Here is a 16106-nt window from a genome sequence, read left to right as displayed (position 1 = left end):
CCCTTCATCACCGATCACCTGATCCAGCTCACAGACAAAGCGTTTGATGACTTCGCAGGGTCTGGCGTCGACAAAGCAGCCCTGCACAGAATGATGGGAATCTAAAATGACACGTCTCAAGCTCGGTATGGTTGGCGGTGGTCAAGGTGCGTTCATCGGCGGTGTGCATCGCATCGCCGCGCGCATCGATGGGCGCTTTGATCTTGTGGCAGGGGCGTTTGCCTCTGATGCAGCGCGCGCCCATGCCTCCGCCGCCGAGCTTGGCGTCGCTCCTGACCGCTCCTATGCGGATTTTCGCGAAATGGCCAAAGCCGAGGCCGCGCGCGAGGATGGGATCGACGCGGTGTCCATCGTAACACCCAACCATCTGCACGGCCCCATCGCTGAGGCGTTCTTGGCGGCAGGCATCCATGTCATCTGCGACAAACCCATGACCGCGACGCTCGAGCAAGCCAATGCGTTGATCAAAGCGGCAGAAGGTTCAAACGCATCGTTCTTTCTGACCCACAATTACACCGGTTATCCGATGATCCGTCAGGCCCGCCAAATGGTGGCAAATGGCGATCTGGGGGATATCCGCATTGTGCAGGCGCAATACCTGCAAGATTGGCTCAGTGAACCGGCCGATCCCGATAATAAACAGGCCACGTGGCGCACTGATCCTGCACAGGCAGGCGGCGGCGCTATTGGCGACATTGGCACGCACGCCTACAATCTCGCGGGCTTTGTCACGGGCCTAAAAACCAAAGTGCTCAGCGCCACGCTCAGCAGCGTCGTTGCGGGGCGTAGCGTTGATGATGATGCGCGCGTGTCCTTGCAATATGAGGGCGGCGCAACCGGTCACATTTGGGTCAGCCAAGTCGCCATTGGAAACGAAAACAACCTCACGCTTGCGGTCTATGGCGCCAAAGCGTCGCTCTATTGGGAACAAGAAAACCCGAACGTGCTGCGCTTTACGAAACTTGGTGAAGCGCCCCAGTTGATCACGCGCGGCAGCGGCGCCGCGCATCCCGCAGCCGAAGCCGTGACCCGCATACCAGCAGGCCATCCAGAGGGATATTTAGAAGCCTTCGCCACGCTCTACCACGAAGCCGCGGATGCAATTTCAGGCAGCGCAGAGGCGCATAGTGCTGTGCTCGGATTGAAGGATGGTTTGGAAGGCGTGAAGTTTGTTGACGCCTGTCAGCGATCCTCAACGGAGTCCTCATCTTGGGTCACTCTCTAGGGCGGGATTGCTTAGCACCTTGGCGCAAATGACCTGAGAGGGCCGCCGACATGGGTGTAATCCCTGAATTTCGCGGCCTTACGTTGAATCAACTTAGGTAAACAACGTTTGGGAAGGGTTGCGTTTATTTGGTGGCCCATCCATCTTTGTGCCAAAGCGCTAACACTCAGCGCGTATGACTCAGGGGAGGAGTGGTCATGGAATTAAAAACGGTAGCGGACAAACGCGCGGTTGAGAACGAGATGCCATGGTCAGAGCGGGATGTCCCGGCAACGATCTATGGTCTTCTTAGCCGAACAGCCCAGCAGTATCCAAACAACAAAGCAATAAGCTATCAATTGCTATCGGGTCCAAAGGACAAGGCCGAAACGTTCACCTGGAAAGATATGCACGACAAGTCCGTGCAAGCCGCGAACCTGTTCCGCAGTCTCGGCGTTGGCGAAACAGACGTTGTCGCCTACATCATGCCAAACGCAAACGAGACGGTTCTCGCGCTCATGGGCGGCATGATCGCGGGTATTTCCAACCCGATCAACCCGCTCTTGGAAGCCGATCAAATCGCATCGATCCTGCGCGAGACAAATGCAAAAGTTGTCGTCACGCTCAAGGCCTTCCCGAAGTCTGACGTCGCTCAGAAAACGGCGGAAGCCGTGCGTCACGCGCCGAACGTAAAAACCGTTCTGGAGGTTGATCTCAACCGCTACCTCACACCACCAAAAAGCTGGATCGTTCCGCTGGTGCGCCCTAAGAACCCAACGGATCATCATGCTAAGGTGCTGAACTTCAACGCTGAAATCGCGAAGCAGAACAAAACGCTCGATTTCGCGGACAGCGCTGGTGATCGTGTTGCCGCCTATTTCCATACGGGCGGCACGACAGGCATGCCAAAGGTGGCGCAGCACAAGTATAGCGGCATGATCTACAATGGTTGGATGGGCAAGGAAATGTTCTGTAGCTCGGAAGACAACGTCATTTGTCCGCTGCCGATGTTCCACGTCTTTGCGGTCCACGTGATCATTATGTCGGTTCTCTCCAGCGGCGGACACGCCATTTTTCCAACGCCTCAAGGCTATCGCGGCGAAGGTGTGTTTGACAACTTCTGGAAACTGGTCGAGCGCTGGGAAGTCAGCTTCATTATCACCGTTCCAACCGCAATCTCAGCGTTGATGCAGCGCCCTGTTGATGCAGATGTGAGCACCGTGAAAAGCGCCTTCTCCGGCTCTGCGCCGCTCCCTGTTGAGCTGTTCAAACGCTTTGAAAAAGCGACGGGCGTGCAGATTGCCGAAGGCTACGGTTTGACCGAAGCAACCTGCATCGTGTCAGGTAACCCGCTGCATGGCAAAAAGAAGGTTGGCTCCATCGGCATCACCTATCCTTATACCGACGTTAAGATTCTGCGCGACTCGCCAGATGGTCCGATTGAATGCGGCGTTGATGAAATCGGTGAAATTTGCATTTCCAACCCGGGTGTCTATGTGGGCAATACCTACACGGAAGCGGATAAAAACGTGAACCTGTTCCATGGTGATTATCTGCGCACGGGCGATCTTGGTCGTTTTGACGAAGAGGAATATCTCTGGATCACAGGGCGCGCCAAGGATCTGATCATTCGCGGTGGTCACAACATCGATCCCGCGGAAATCGAAGAAGCGTTGCTGGGACATGAGGCTGTCGCGTTCGCTGGCGCAATCGGTCAACCTGATGCGCATGCCGGCGAAATGCCGTGTGCCTTCGTCGAGCTGGTTGCTGGTGCGACGGTCACTGAGGCGGAATTGATCGAATTCTGCGAAACACACGTCCATGAACGCGCGGCGCGTCCGAAGCATCTGACGATCTTGGAAGAACTGCCAAAAACTGCCGTTGGCAAAGTCTTCAAACCAGACCTGCGCCGCATGGCGATCACACGTGTCTATGACGAAGCGCTCGCGAAAGCGGGTCTCACGACACGCGTTGAGAAGATCATCGACGACAAAAAGCGCGGCCTCGTAGCGCAGCTTTCTGCGAGCGGTGAAGACGATGCAGCCGTGACAGCGGTCCTTGGCAGCTTCACGCGCCCATGGGAGTGGGTCGCAGCTTAAACTGCGTCCTCACCTCTAAGAATAGAAAACCCCGCTCTGAATAGAGCGGGTTTTTTGTTTGTCTATGCGGTCGCTTTCACAACCCTGCAAAAATATCTTCAACCAGTTCGGTGCTAAGTCGACCGGCTTCGGCGCTGCACGGGTTTGGCGTATCGTCTAGAAAATACTCAATCACACGTTCAACAAAAGGTTGATGCACATGGGCGGGATCGGGAAGCGCGATGATCTGTTCGACACCATCAACCGTGAGGGTGATATCGCTTGGTCGGAAGAAGCCCATGCTGGCAGAGCCTTTTTCACCATGGATGATCACGGCCTCTTCGTCCCGTGTTGCCGCATAGGAGCAAAGGCCCGAAACCGTGAACGTTTCATAATCGAAAAGGTAACTGACGAAATCCTCAGCCGCGTATAGGCCAGAGGTGTTCTTCTTAAGGCCTTGAACCTTCGCAGGCTTGCCGAACAAATAGGTCAGCCAATCGAGCGTGTGAGTTTGCATATCGACAAAGTTACCGCCGCCACCAACTTTGGGATCGGTTTTCCAGCTCTGGTTCGGCGCGTTGCTTGCTTGCTTGAACTGACGGACCTCGATCAGATTAACTTTACCGATTGTGCCATCTTCTACAATTTCTCTGAGCTTTTCAAAACGTGGCAATGCGCGGCGATAATAAGCCACGCATAATTTGCCGCCAGTTTCGCGCAAAGCCGCTTCAATTGAATTGCATTCTTCACTGTTCAACGCGATTGGTTTTTCGAGAAGAACATTCTTACCCGCTTTCAATGCACGGATCGCATAATCAGCATGCGAATTGGGCGGGGTTGCGATGTAAATGGCGTTGATTTCGGGGTCAGCTAAAAGCGTATCCACATCATCCGTCCAACGCGCCACGTTGTGACGTTTGGCATAGTCAGCCGCCTTGTCACCATCGCGGCGCATGACCGAAACAAGCTGCGAGCGCGGCGCTTTTTGCAAGGCAGGGCCGCTTTTAACTTCTGTAACTTCGCCGCAGCCCAGAATTCCCCAGTGAACGGCGCTATCTTGTTTCGGTTGCATTTTAAATCCCTGTCTACATCGGTCTCTTATTTGGAAGAGACTGACGTTTTTAAACTGTATGGGATCAAAGCACTTCTGAAATTGCCCCGCAACCAAGGGACCTTGGGTTTCTGAGAAATAAACGAAAACGCCACCAAAGCACGTGGCTCTGATGGCGTTCGTTTATGAGATTCCCCGAAAAGTCAGGGCATGCAGAGGTTAGTCTTTTGGCGCTGGCGCACCACCTTCAAAGGCATTGCCATTGGCGTAGTCGCACGGCGCTTCTTGCATTTCCAAGTGCAAGCCATCGCCCGTGTATGGGTTGGCGCGGGCCAACTCTTCATCCACATCAATGCCAAGGCCGGGCGCTGTAGGCGGCGCGATGAAACCGTCCTCCACCTTGATTGAGCCTTTGATCAACGCGTCATGGAACGGGGTTTCAATGGTTTCCGCCAAGAGGATGTTCGGGATAGACGCTGCCAGATGCACGTTCGCGGCCCATTCAACGGACCCCGCATAAAGATGCGGTGCCATTTGCGCATTGAAGACCTCGGCAATCGCCGCCACCTTCTTCATCTCCCAAATACCACCAGCGCGCCCCAAAGCAGGCTGCAGGATTTCAGCCGCACCGCTGCGCAAGACATTCGCAAACTCGGTCTTCGTTGTCATCCGCTCGCCCGTGGCAACAGGGATGCGCACGTTACGTGCGACGCGGGCCATATCTTCGATATGATCTGGCGGTGTTGGCTCTTCATACCAAAGCGGCGAATAGGGTTCGATCGCTTGACCAAGGCGGATCGCACCTGCCGTGTTGAATTGCCCATGTGTACCAAACAGCAGATCGGCCTTATCGCCAACCGCTTCGCGAATGGCTTTACAGAAGGCAACGGATTGGCTGATGTCACTCATCGCGGGCATATGTCCACCGCGCAGGGTGTAGGGGCCCGCAGGGTCGAACTTCACCGCCGTATAGCCACGTGCAACCGCATCGGCTGCAGATTCCGCCGCCATTTCAGGCGAGGTCCAGAACTTCGTCATGTCATGGTGCGGCAGCGGGTAAAGATAGGTGTAGGCGCGAATACGGTCGTTCATCTTGCCGCCGAGCAGCGCATAAACAGGACGTTCTCGCGCTTTGCCGAGGATGTCCCAGCACGCAATTTCCAAACCTGAAAACGCGCCCATGGCCGTCAGATCAGGGCGTTGCGTAAAGCCAGAGGAATAAACGCGGCGGAACATCAGCTCCACGTTTTCAGGATTTTCACCCTGCATGTGCCGCTCAAAGACATCTTCGATCACGGGGCGCATGGCCTCTGGCCCGATGGTGGAGGCATAGCATTCGCCCCAACCGGTGATCCCCGTGTCTGTCGTGACTTTCACCAGGATCCAATAGCGCCCACCCCAACCGGGGGCAGGGGGCGCCGTGACGATGATGTCTAGGTCCTGAAGCTTCATGAGAACATAATCACGTTGCGTTTCGCGGAGCCTGTTTTGGTGTCGGCAATCGCCTCGTTGATTTGATCCAATGACCAACGGCCAGAAATCAATTCATCCAGTTGCAAACGCCCCTGTCCATACATGTCCACCATCCAAGGGATATCGCGTTGAATAACAACATCGCCCATCTTGGAGCCTTTCATGCCCTGACCAACAGCCGCCATGTTGACCGGTTCATACATCGCCTTCGTGCCAGAATGCGGCATGCCAACCATGATCACCTGACCGCCATAGGCCAGATACTGCGGCGCTTGCTCATAAGCCGGGATCGCGCCGACAGTGACGATCACCGCATCAGCGCCGCGCCCCATCGCCTCTTTGGCCGCGCGCCAAGGTTTATCAACGGTCGCCAAAACGCCATCCGTCGCGCCAAAGCTCTTGGCAATTTCCAACTTTTCTTCGCTCATATCCACAGCGACGATGCGGCGGGCACCCGCAATGCGCGCCCCTTGGATCGCGTTCAGACCAACGCCACCTGCGCCGATTACAACAACGTCCTGACCCGCGCGCAGCTCTGCTGCGTTGATCACCGCGCCAACACCCGTGATAACGCCGCAGGCCAACAAGGCAGCGGCATCTTTTGGAATGTCATGGGCGATCTTCACCACTTGGCGTTGATCCACAACCACCTTCTCAGCAAAAGCACCGCATGCCATCGCTTGGTGTAGTTTGCCGCCATCTGCGGTTTTCAACGGACCAAGATCGCCGTCATAGGGCGTGCTGCACAGCGTCGGCGCGCCTTCCGCGCAAGAGGAACAGTTTCCGCAAGCGCGGATGAGCGTCACAACAACGCTATCGCCCTCGCTCAGGCCAACAACGCCAGCGCCAACGCTGCTGACGATACCAGCCGCTTCATGGCCATAAACAGCGGGGAGCGAGCCGCCCCAACCGCCATCGATGAACGTGATGTCCGAATGGCAGATCGCCACTGCATCCAGCGTTACTTCGATTTCACCCATTTCGGGGCCGCGCAATTGCACGTCGTCAATGGAAAGGGGGGCACCGAATTCGTGGCAAACGGCGGCTTTGATTGTAGACATATTCTTCTCCTGAACTTGGAGCTAGCGTTAACAAGTTGAAGAGTGCTCACAAGTCGCTTTCCGACATTAAGCGTGTCTAATTACGCCACGGAAGTCTTTTTCCGCATTTGAAAAATGAAAACCGAGATGACCATCAGAACCGCCGCGATCAGGAAAGGCGCGCCCGGCAAATAGACCGGCGCATCCTCTGCGGTGAAATAGGCGAAGCTGCGTGTCATCACGAGAGGGGCCAAAATAGCGGCCAGCGAATTGACCGAGGTGAGCACGCCTTGCAACTCGCCCTGAACATCGTCCGTGACGCGGCGGGACATAATCCCTTGCAATGCTGGCAGTCCAATCGCGCCGAGTGCGGTAACTGGGATCAGGAACAACAACAGTGTCCCCGACCAAACCGCCGCGACCATCAAAAGCGCAACCAGCTCAAGGCCCAAGCCGACAAGGACGGTCTTGCGGTGCCCCATGAGACGGATTGAGGGTTTGACCAAAGTGCCCTGCACCATAGCAAAGCCGATCCCGAAGATCGCAAGGGATAGGCCGATTGTGCTCGGGGACCAATCATATCGCTCAGTGCCGTAAAACGCCCAGACAGTTGGGTAAACCATGCTCGCAAACTGGTAAAAGAAATAGACGGTGAGCAAAGCCCCAAGGCCCGGGAAGCTGCCAATCGATTTGAAAGCACCAAAGGGATTTGCGCGTTTCCAGCTAAAGGCGCGGCGCGTGGCGTCCGTGACGCTTTCGCGTAGGATGAACCAGCCAAAGACCGCATTGCTAAGCGCAAGAACCGCCGCCGCCCAAAACGGTGCGCGCGTGCCAAATTCAGCCAACACACCGCCAATCACAGGGCCGAGGACAAAGCCGATGCCAAAGCCCGCGCCGATCAGGCCAAAGTTTGCAGCCTTTTCATCGGGTTTGGACACATCTGCGATATAGGCCGCCGCCGTTGCATGGGTCGCGGCCGTAATGCCGCCGATGACCCGTCCGATCAGCAATAGCCAGACAGAGCCGGCAACCGCCATCAAAACATAGTCAAAGGCCATGATGATCAGCGAGATCACCAGAATAGGCTTACGCCCGAAGCGATCACTCAGCGATCCAATGACTGGCCCGAACAAGAATTGCATAGCTGCAAAAGTGGTCGCTAAAATCCCGCCCCAAACGGCGGCAGCGCCGAGATCACCGCCATCCACTTCGCGCAGCAGATCGGGCATCACGGGCATAATCAGCCCGATGCCCATTGCATCGATCATAACGGTCGCTACGATGAAAAAGATCGGCAATCGTGAAGGTTTCATAAGCGGGCCAATTTCTAAATTTGGTGTTGAAGAGAGCTTGGCGCAAATACCGAGGCATCACAATATCGCCTGCTGGCGAAATGATAGGTGCAGGGTGGTCGTTTGGCAAAGCCGACGTCGCTAGAAGATAAGGGGCAATTCAAATGATACAACACGCAGTACCGGAAATTCCTGAACCAGTTCGCACAGTGCTGCAAAGTTACCCCGCACGCGCGCAAGCCAAGTTCATGGACGTGCGGCAAATGATCTTTGAAGAGGCCGAACGCCTCGGTGTCGGACCTTTGGAAGAAACGCTCAAGTGGGGCGAGCCATCCTACTTAACGCCTAAGACCAAGGCTGGCACCACAATCCGTATCGGTTGGTCTGCGAAGCGAGAGGATAAATTTGGCCTCTTTTTCAATTGCAAAACGGACCTAGTTTCCCGATTGCGCGGGGATTTCCCAATTGAATTTGAATACGAGGGTACGCGCGCAGCGACTGTGCCGCTCGATCACGACTTGCCCGATTTCGCAACGCGTGCTGCAGTTGCAATGGCTCTGAATTACCACCGCGATAAAAAGCAAAAGAGATAATTTTCATTTTTGATTGAGCGTTTTTTTCAAACAATTCAGATGAGCGGTTTGAGAAATGAAAAATACATCATTAAATTGCATATGTTAAGAAATGCATCTTTAGGATAGGTGAGTGTGACGTCATTCAAAACTACGTCAATTCAAATGAAAAACTTCTTTGTCCTTTCCGTAAAGTAAAACGACTTCTTACATTGCCTAATATCGATATTTTGCTAACATTTTCAGCGAGGTGTTCATTTTCTGAGCGGGGGGCTCTCTATGAATCAGGCAGATACAGCATGGATGCTGGTTGCGACGACGTTGGTGTTTTTCATGACGTTGCCGGGACTGGCCCTTTTTTATGGCGGCATGGTGCGCGCTAGAAACGTAATTAGCGTTTATATGCAATGTTTTGCAATCGCGTGTTGCATGGCGATTTTGTGGTTTGCGGTTGGGTATTCAATCGCTTTCGGCGGAGAAGGCCAATATTGGGGTGGAATTAGCAAAGCGTTCTTGCAGGACATAACGCTAATGAGCCAATCTGGCTCTTTACCAGAAATCCTGTTTTTCGCGTTCCAGATGGTGTTCGCAATCATCACGCCAGCGCTCATTCTGGGCGCCTATGTGGAGCGGGTTAAATTTTCCTTTGTGATCTTGTTCTCAAGCCTATGGATGCTTCTGGTTTACGCACCCGTCGCACATTGGATTTGGGGCGGTGGCTTCCTGTCAGATGGTGGTTTGTTTGGTGATGCTGGCGTACGCGATTTTGCGGGCGGCATTGTGATCCATGAAACTTCTGGGATCGCTGCGTTGCTGATTGCTGTGATCATTGGCCCACGCCTTGACCGCTCTCATGGAGCGCACAACCCTGGTTTGGTCCTGATAGGCGCTGCAATGCTGTGGGTCGGTTGGCTTGGCTTCAACGGCGGTGCACGTCTTGCAGCAGATGCCAGCGCAGCCCTTGCAATGGCGTTGACCATTCTCGCAGGCGCGACCTCAACGATCACATGGATGTTCTGGGGTTGGTGGAAATACGGTGAAGTCACTTTGACCGGCATGGTCACAGGCACGATTGCCGGACTTGCAGCGATCACGCCTGCCTCTGGCTACGTTGGTCCAACCTATGCTTTGCTGATCGGCTTTGTTGCAGGCATCGTTTGCCAAGAGGCGGTGTATCTTATCCGTCATAAACTGGGCATTGATGATGCACTCGACGTGTTTGCAGTGCACGGCGTCGGCGGCATTCTCGGCTCGGTCATGCTGGCGGCCTTGGGCGCGGCATCGTGGTCAACGCAAGCGGGTGGTATCCTGATCGTTGGCGTCTACACGACTGTAGTGTCGCTGGTTCTTATCTTCTTCTGCAAGGGGTTGGTCGGGCTACGCGTCGATGCGGAAACCGAAGAACTAGGATTGGATCTCGCGGTGCACAAACAGCGCGCCTACCATCTAAACTCTTAATATCCAGACCCACAGATATGAAAAAGGGCAGGCGCTGCGAAGCGACTGCCCTTTGTTTTACGTACTGTCAAAAATGCAGGCTTAAACTGCTTTCTTCAATGCCGCGTCCAGATCGGTTTTCTCCCAAGAGAACCCACCATCTGCTTCAGGTTCGCGCCCAAAGTGACCATAGGCTGCCGTGCGCTGATAGATCGGTTTGTTGAGCTGCAAATGCTCACGAATGCCGCGCGGCGTCAGATCGATACACTGATCAATCGCTTTTTCAATCGCCGCATCGCTGACTTGGCCCGTGCCGAACGTATCGCAATAGATCGAAAGCGGTTTGGACACGCCAATCGCATAAGACAGCTGGATGGTGCAGCGCTCTGCCATGCCGCAGGCGACAACGTTCTTTGCCAAGTAGCGCGCAACGTAAGCGGCTGAGCGATCCACCTTGGTTGGGTCTTTGCCCGAGAATGCACCGCCGCCATGAGGCGCAGCGCCGCCATAAGTGTCCACGATAATCTTACGGCCCGTCAAACCGGCATCCCCATCGGGGCCGCCAATTACAAACGTGCCTGTCGGGTTGACCCACCATTCGGTTGCATCGCTAATCCAACCTTCTGGCAGGACCTCGCGAATGTAGGGCTCCACAATGGCGCGGATATCGTCAGAGGTTTGGCTCTCTTCACTGTGCTGCGTCGACAAAACAATAGAAGACACGCCAACAGGCTTGCCGTCTTTGTAGATCACAGACAACTGGGACTTGGCGTCTGGGCGCAGTGTTGGCTCTGTGCCGTCTTTGCGCACTTCTGCAAGGCGGCGCAAAATCGCGTGGGAATATTGAATGGGGGCGGGCATGAGCGCGGCGGTTTCATTCGTCGCATAGCCGAACATGATGCCCTGATCGCCTGCGCCTTCGTCCTTGTCCGCAGCAGAATCGACGCCCTGCGCGATATGCGCAGATTGCTCGTGCAACAGGTTGGTGATCTCACATGTCTCGTGATGAAACTTGTCTTGCTCATAGCCGATGTCTTTGATGCAGGCGCGCGCAATGTCTTCGATGCGGCCCATATACTCGGTGAGTTTGGATTGATCGGACAGGCCAACTTCGCCGCCAATAACGACGCGATTGGTGGTTGCGAAGGTCTCCGCAGCGACACGCGCTTCTGGTTCTTCTGTCAGGAATGCGTCCAGCACAGCGTCGGAAATGCGGTCGCACACCTTATCAGGGTGTCCTTCGGAAACAGATTCCGAGGTGAAAGTGTAGTTTTGGCGTGTCATGAATAGTGCTCCAATGGGGTACTGCGCCACGTCAGGAAGCCGTTGTGGCGGATTAGGACAGGGTTACGCGCGGTTCTGTATCGCGTCAATCCTTGACGGGTCGATAGGGCAAATGTGTGGCGATCAAAAGTAAAAGCAAGGCAATCAGAGCGGGAATATCTCCAAGTCGTGAATAAAATGTTGGCGCCAAGGGCGGTGGCAGTGCTGCATCAATGTGCCCCGACAGTCCAAGCGCAATGCTCTCAGTGATCCGTCCGTGCGCGTCAATCGCAGCTGTCACGCCGGTGTTCGCGCTCCGCATGAGCGGCAATCCTTGCTCAATCGCGCGAAATTGCGCCTGAACGAGATGCTGGTAGGGGCCGGACCATGTCCCAAACCAAGCGTCATTTGTGACGTGCAATAGGAAATCGGGTCGCCCCTCGGCGCTTTGCATTTGATGGGGAAAGACCGCTTCGTAACAGATTAGCGGTAGCGTTTTGCCAAGTGGTCCCAGATCGATCAACTCCGGCCCTGCGCCAGCTTTAAACCCACCGAAGGTTTCGGTCATTGCTTTCAGCCCGAGGCGGCTCATGAGGCCGGTCAGGGGAAGATACTCGCCAAAAGGCACGAGATGGTGTTTGTCGTAAACTTTACCAAGCGCGCCATCCGCATCCAGCACAGCAAGGCTGTTGAAGGCAGAGCGCCCCTCATATCGCTGCGCACCAATCAGCACAGGCACGCCTTGCGCGGCATCGCTGATGTTGGCCAAGGTAAATTCAGCATCGTTGAGCCAGTTGGGCAACGAGGTTTCAGGCCAGACGATCAAATCGGGTTTGGGCGCGGCTTGGGTGGCTTGAATTTGCCGCGCAAAGAACACCCCCATGAAATCGGAATCCCACTTTTGATGTTGCGGCGCATTAGGTTGGGTTAGGCGGATGATCGGCGCGTCTGGCGGGGCGGAGGCATCCGTTTTCAATTGGGCCATCCCGACAAACGCGAGCACGCCAAGGCACATCACGCCAACCGCGCCGCCCTTTCGCCAATCCCAAAGCACGGGAAGGGCGGCAATAAAGAGCGTCACCGCGCCAAGCCCGTATGGCCCGACGATGGCCGCGATTTGTGCAAGTGGCGTGTCAATCCAAGCGTAAGCTTGCAACCCCCAAGGGAAACCGGAAAAGATCGTGCTGCGCGCGTATTCGGCCAATGGCCAAAGCGCGAGAACGCTCGCAGGCTTGCCAAAACGGTTCGCAATGGCAAAGGGAAGCGCCCAGAAAAGGGCAAGCCCTCCAGCCATGCCAGCCAACGCAAATGGCGCCATCCACGCATGACGCGCTGCATCGACCAGAAAAGGTTCGATGAGCCAATTCAGCGAGGCGGCAAAGTAGCTAAAGCCGATCGCCCACCCCGTCCAAGCCGCGCGTTTGACTGTGCTCGCCTGCGTCAAAAGCCAAACAGACAGCGCAAAACCAACCAGAACGAGCGGCCAAATCCCAATTGGGGCCTGAGCGGCGGCAAAACACAGCCCTGCCAAAATGCAGAACAGAAAGTGACGTCGCCGCGCGGTCATTGGTTATTCGGCAGGCGGGGGCGCAAGGCGCACGCGCAGCCGTTTGATCCGGCGCGGGTCTGCATCGATGACTTCGAACTCGTAGCCGGCTGGATGGCGCACGACTTCACCGCGTGCAGGGACGTGACCTGCCAGCATAAAGACCAAACCACCAAGCGTTTCGATCTCTTCCTCGTCGATGTCATCGTCTTCGGTCAAGCGAATGCCAATGGCGTCTTCGAATTCATCCAGCGGCGCCTTGGCTTGCGCCAAATATTGCCCTGATTTTTCTAAGGTCCAAAGATCCGCTTCTTCGGTGTCATGTTCATCTTCGATTTCACCGATCACCTGTTCGATAAGATCTTCGATGGTCACAAGCCCATCAACACCGCCGTATTCGTCGATCACCAATCCCATATGGCGGCGCTCAGTCTGCATCTTAGTCAGCAAAATACCAATCGGCATCGAGGGCGGCACATAAAGCAAAGGGCGCAGCATGGCTTCCAGCTCAAAGGCCGTGTCCTTGCTGTTAAACCCATGCAAAAGCGCGAAGTCTTTGAGGTGGGCAAATCCAAGCGGCGTATCAAGCGTGTCGTTATAAACGGGAAGACGTGTCAGCCCGCTTTCCTTGAACACATCAAGCAATTCTTCTTTGCTCGCAGTAGCAGGCACGGCGACGATATCGGCTTTGGGGATTGCCACGTCTTCAATGCGCATGCGCCGCAAGTTTATCATACCATGGGGCTGTGTGCGCGGCGTTGCAGGCGCAGGTGTGGCGTCAGGTTGGCCGCCTTCAGACGGGCTTAGGGCAGAAATGACGCGGGAAAAGAAACCAATGTCTTCTTTTTGGTCCGGCGTGCTAGGGGGTGTTTGCTCTTTGGCAGGCGCGCTATGCGCTGCGATAGAGGAGCCGTCGTTGTCGCCCATGGCGCGCTGTAATCCTTGTATAAATGAAACGTACTAACGTAACTGCGGTCAATATGGGCTATCTATGCCTAAAGTGCCAAGTATCAAGACCTCGGTTTCTTCCATCAAAGTGGCATCGAGGTCACGAATATGGTCATAGCCCAGCAAATGAAGCGCGCCGTGCACGATTAAGTGACTGACATGCTCCTGCATTGGCTTGCCTGCGGCCTCAGCTTCACGCGCGCAAGTGTCAAAACTGATGGCAATATCTCCGAGTTCGGCGTCCATCGGCAGCTCTGGTGCCTCCGGCATGCCACCATCAGTGTCGCTGGCGCGCTCATCCGAGGGCCAAGACAGAACATTCGTCGGCGTTGGCTTGTCTCTGAATTCGGTGTTGAGCTCAGCAATGCGGGCATCATCGCAAGCGAGCACAGCGATTTCATAGTCGCTCGGATCAAACTCAAGGTGGCGCAGGGTTTGCACCGCTGCGCGTTCCATCAACGCGGCGAAGTCCAGCTTTTGCCAGCGGTCATCTTCAAAAACTATATCTGTCAGCATGTGATCCATCGGCTTGGGGGCCAGCCCCCAAGCCCCCGAAGTTTATCTGGAAAGATGAAAGGGCTTTAGGTTTTCTTACGTGCAAGCATGGCTTCGTGATCTGCCTCATAGGCTTCGATGATCGCCGCGACAAGCGGATGGCGCACAACGTCCTTAGAGGTGAAGTAGTTGAAGCTGATCGACGGGATCGTGTTCAACAATCGCTCTGCATCGGCAAGGCCGGATGGTACGCCGCGCGGCAAATCGATCTGAGTCCTATCGCCCGTGATAACCATGCGCGATCCTTCGCCAAGGCGGGTGAGGAACATTTTCATTTGCATGGTGGTGGCGTTTTGTGCCTCGTCCAACACCACAAACGCATTGGACAAGGTGCGCCCTCGCATAAAGGCGAGCGGCGCGATTTCAATGCGCTTGTCTTCCAGCAGTTTGGTCAGCTGTTTGGCAGGCAAGAAGTCATTGAGCGCATCATAAAGCGGCTGCATGTAAGGATCGACCTTGTCCTTCATATCACCAGGTAAATAGCCAAGCTTTTCGCCTGCTTCCACAGCAGGGCGGGACAGGATGATCTTGTCCACATGACCGCCGATGAACATAGACACACCAACCGCAACAGCGAGATAGGTTTTGCCCGTTCCCGCAGGTCCAATGCCAAAGGCCAGTTCATTGTCAAAGAGCGATGTGACATAGGCCTTCTGCGCATCGGTGCGCGGCTCGACCAGCTTCTTGCGGGTCTTGATCTCGATGTTGTCGGTCTTGAACATTTCGATCTGATCTGCGGGCGTGTCCTCGCCCGTTTGTACACGCGGTGTCAGCCCCATGCGCAATTCGCGATCAATGTCGCCCGTTTCGACGGTCTTACCGTCTTCCAAACGCCCATAAAGCGTGCCGAGAACCTCAATCGCGGCGGAGCGCGCATCCGGTTCACCCATGATGATCAACTGGTTGCCGCGGCGCACAATTTGTACCTCGCAGCCTTTTTCCACTTGAGCCAAGTTCTTGTCAAACTCCCCGCAAAGATCAATCAATAGGCGATTATCAGGAAGCTCCAGAACAGCTTCGACGGCGGTAGGAAGGTCTTTAGACAATGTTGGTGCGCTCACGCAGGTCTCCTGAGATAGGGGTGTTTGTGGATGTCATGGATTAAGTGGACGAAAAAAGCCGCAGGCGAATGACCTGCGGCTCCATATTGATGCTGTGACTGATTTAGAGATCAGAGCAGGTCTCCAAAGATGCTTGTTGCGCCACCTTTAAAGTCGCCTGTGGCCACGTTTGCAGGAGCTGCGCCAGAACAAACTGGTTTGCCATATTTGTCGAGACGGGCAGACAGATATCCTTCTACGCCATCATCGATGATCCAGTGGTCACAGCCGTTTGGATCGACCCAGATACCGGCTTTGAGCTGGCTCAGGTCCTTTGAATCTGTACCGCGGTCAATGCCTTTGTCAGGTCCGATGTTGCCACCTTCACAGGCAGCAAGTGCAGAAGCGGCGACAATCGCGAGGGTGATTTTTGCGAGTTTCATGATTTGTGTCCTCAGCGAATGCAGATAATTTCGACGCGGCGGTTTTTAGACATGCCGAGACGGGTTTTGTTGGATGCGCGCGGTGAACGTTCACCGTATCCACGGACGTCTACAACTCGAGCACCTGTGCTGCGAGCGACGTTCGCTACCGTGGCAGCACGGTT

General features: G+C 55.1%; 14 protein-coding genes, 1 pseudogene and 1 riboswitch. Of the genes and pseudogenes, 4 read left to right on the top strand and 11 right to left on the bottom strand.

Features of this window, described 5'->3' with window-relative positions:
* Window positions 1-106 precede the first annotated feature (106 nt).
* Window positions 107-1225, top strand: coding sequence for a Gfo/Idh/MocA family oxidoreductase (locus tag ABJQ89_RS10775; RefSeq protein WP_348496241.1), 1119 nt, complete (start codon window positions 107-109; stop codon window positions 1223-1225).
* 197 nt (window positions 1226-1422) lie between these two features.
* The gene (locus ABJQ89_RS10770) at window positions 1423-3303 is read left to right on the top strand and encodes an acyl-CoA synthetase (RefSeq protein ID WP_348496240.1); all 1881 of its coding nucleotides are present in this window, start codon (window positions 1423-1425) and stop codon (window positions 3301-3303) included.
* Window positions 3304-3379: 76 nt separating this feature from the next.
* Here ABJQ89_RS10770 and ABJQ89_RS10765 read toward each other — a convergent pair whose 3' ends face one another.
* From ABJQ89_RS10765 to ABJQ89_RS10750, 4 genes are all read right to left on the bottom strand, one after another.
* A complete protein-coding gene (locus ABJQ89_RS10765; protein WP_348496239.1) occupies window positions 3380-4354 on the bottom strand; it encodes a Gfo/Idh/MocA family oxidoreductase in 975 nt (324 codons plus the stop codon).
* Window positions 4355-4552: 198 nt separating this feature from the next.
* The gene (locus ABJQ89_RS10760) at window positions 4553-5785 is read right to left on the bottom strand and encodes a mandelate racemase/muconate lactonizing enzyme family protein (protein ID WP_348496238.1); all 1233 of its coding nucleotides are present in this window, start codon (window positions 5783-5785) and stop codon (window positions 4553-4555) included.
* Window positions 5782-6867 (bottom strand): Zn-dependent alcohol dehydrogenase, encoded by a 1086-nt coding sequence (locus ABJQ89_RS10755; RefSeq protein WP_348496237.1) that lies wholly within the window; start codon window positions 6865-6867, stop codon window positions 5782-5784. Before ABJQ89_RS10755 ends, ABJQ89_RS10760 begins: the two co-directional genes overlap by 4 nt.
* Window positions 6868-6947: 80 nt before the next feature.
* Window positions 6948-8159: a TCR/Tet family MFS transporter gene (locus ABJQ89_RS10750; RefSeq protein WP_348496236.1), complete on the bottom strand. Its 1212-nt coding sequence runs from the start codon at window positions 8157-8159 to the stop codon at window positions 6948-6950.
* 143 nt (window positions 8160-8302) lie between these two features.
* Between ABJQ89_RS10750 and ABJQ89_RS10745 the strand changes: the two genes are divergently transcribed.
* Window positions 8303-8731: a hypothetical protein gene (locus ABJQ89_RS10745; protein ID WP_348496235.1), complete on the top strand. Its 429-nt coding sequence runs from the start codon at window positions 8303-8305 to the stop codon at window positions 8729-8731.
* A 258-nt stretch (window positions 8732-8989) separates the two neighbouring features.
* On the top strand, window positions 8990-10168 hold the full coding sequence (locus tag ABJQ89_RS10740) for an ammonium transporter (protein ID WP_348496234.1): 1179 nt from the start codon (window positions 8990-8992) through the stop codon (window positions 10166-10168).
* Between the two features lie 81 nt (window positions 10169-10249).
* Here the strand turns inward: ABJQ89_RS10740 and metK are convergent, their stop codons facing one another.
* The 7 genes and pseudogenes from metK to ABJQ89_RS10705 all read right to left on the bottom strand — a co-directional run.
* Entirely contained in the window at window positions 10250-11431 is a 1182-nt protein-coding gene (gene metK, locus ABJQ89_RS10735) for a methionine adenosyltransferase (protein ID WP_348496233.1), read from the bottom strand.
* Window positions 11432-11437: 6 nt separating this feature from the next.
* Window positions 11438-11485, bottom strand: a riboswitch (SAM-SAH riboswitch).
* A gap of 31 nt (window positions 11486-11516) precedes the next feature.
* On the bottom strand, window positions 11517-12977 hold the full coding sequence (gene lnt / locus ABJQ89_RS10730; RefSeq protein WP_348496232.1) for an apolipoprotein N-acyltransferase: 1461 nt from the start codon (window positions 12975-12977) through the stop codon (window positions 11517-11519).
* 3 nt (window positions 12978-12980) lie between these two features.
* Window positions 12981-13883 (bottom strand): hemolysin family protein, encoded by a 903-nt coding sequence (locus ABJQ89_RS10725; RefSeq protein ID WP_348496231.1) that lies wholly within the window; start codon window positions 13881-13883, stop codon window positions 12981-12983.
* A 48-nt stretch (window positions 13884-13931) separates the two neighbouring features.
* On the bottom strand, window positions 13932-14420 hold the full coding sequence (ybeY, locus tag ABJQ89_RS10720) for an rRNA maturation RNase YbeY (RefSeq protein ID WP_348496230.1): 489 nt from the start codon (window positions 14418-14420) through the stop codon (window positions 13932-13934).
* Between the two features lie 65 nt (window positions 14421-14485).
* Entirely contained in the window at window positions 14486-15520 is a 1035-nt protein-coding gene (locus ABJQ89_RS10715) for a PhoH family protein (protein WP_348496229.1), read from the bottom strand.
* Between the two features lie 110 nt (window positions 15521-15630).
* Window positions 15631-15942, bottom strand: coding sequence for a hypothetical protein (locus ABJQ89_RS10710; RefSeq protein WP_348496228.1), 312 nt, complete (start codon window positions 15940-15942; stop codon window positions 15631-15633).
* An 11-nt stretch (window positions 15943-15953) separates the two neighbouring features.
* A pseudogene (locus ABJQ89_RS10705) lies at window positions 15954-16106 on the bottom strand (OmpA family protein); the annotation flags it as partial.

The sequence above is a fragment of the Planktotalea sp. genome (assembly GCF_039984035.1).
Lineage (GTDB): Bacteria > Pseudomonadota > Alphaproteobacteria > Rhodobacterales > Rhodobacteraceae > Planktotalea.
Note: the sequence above shows the minus strand (reverse complement) of the source record. Positions and strands in the feature narration are given on the sequence as shown.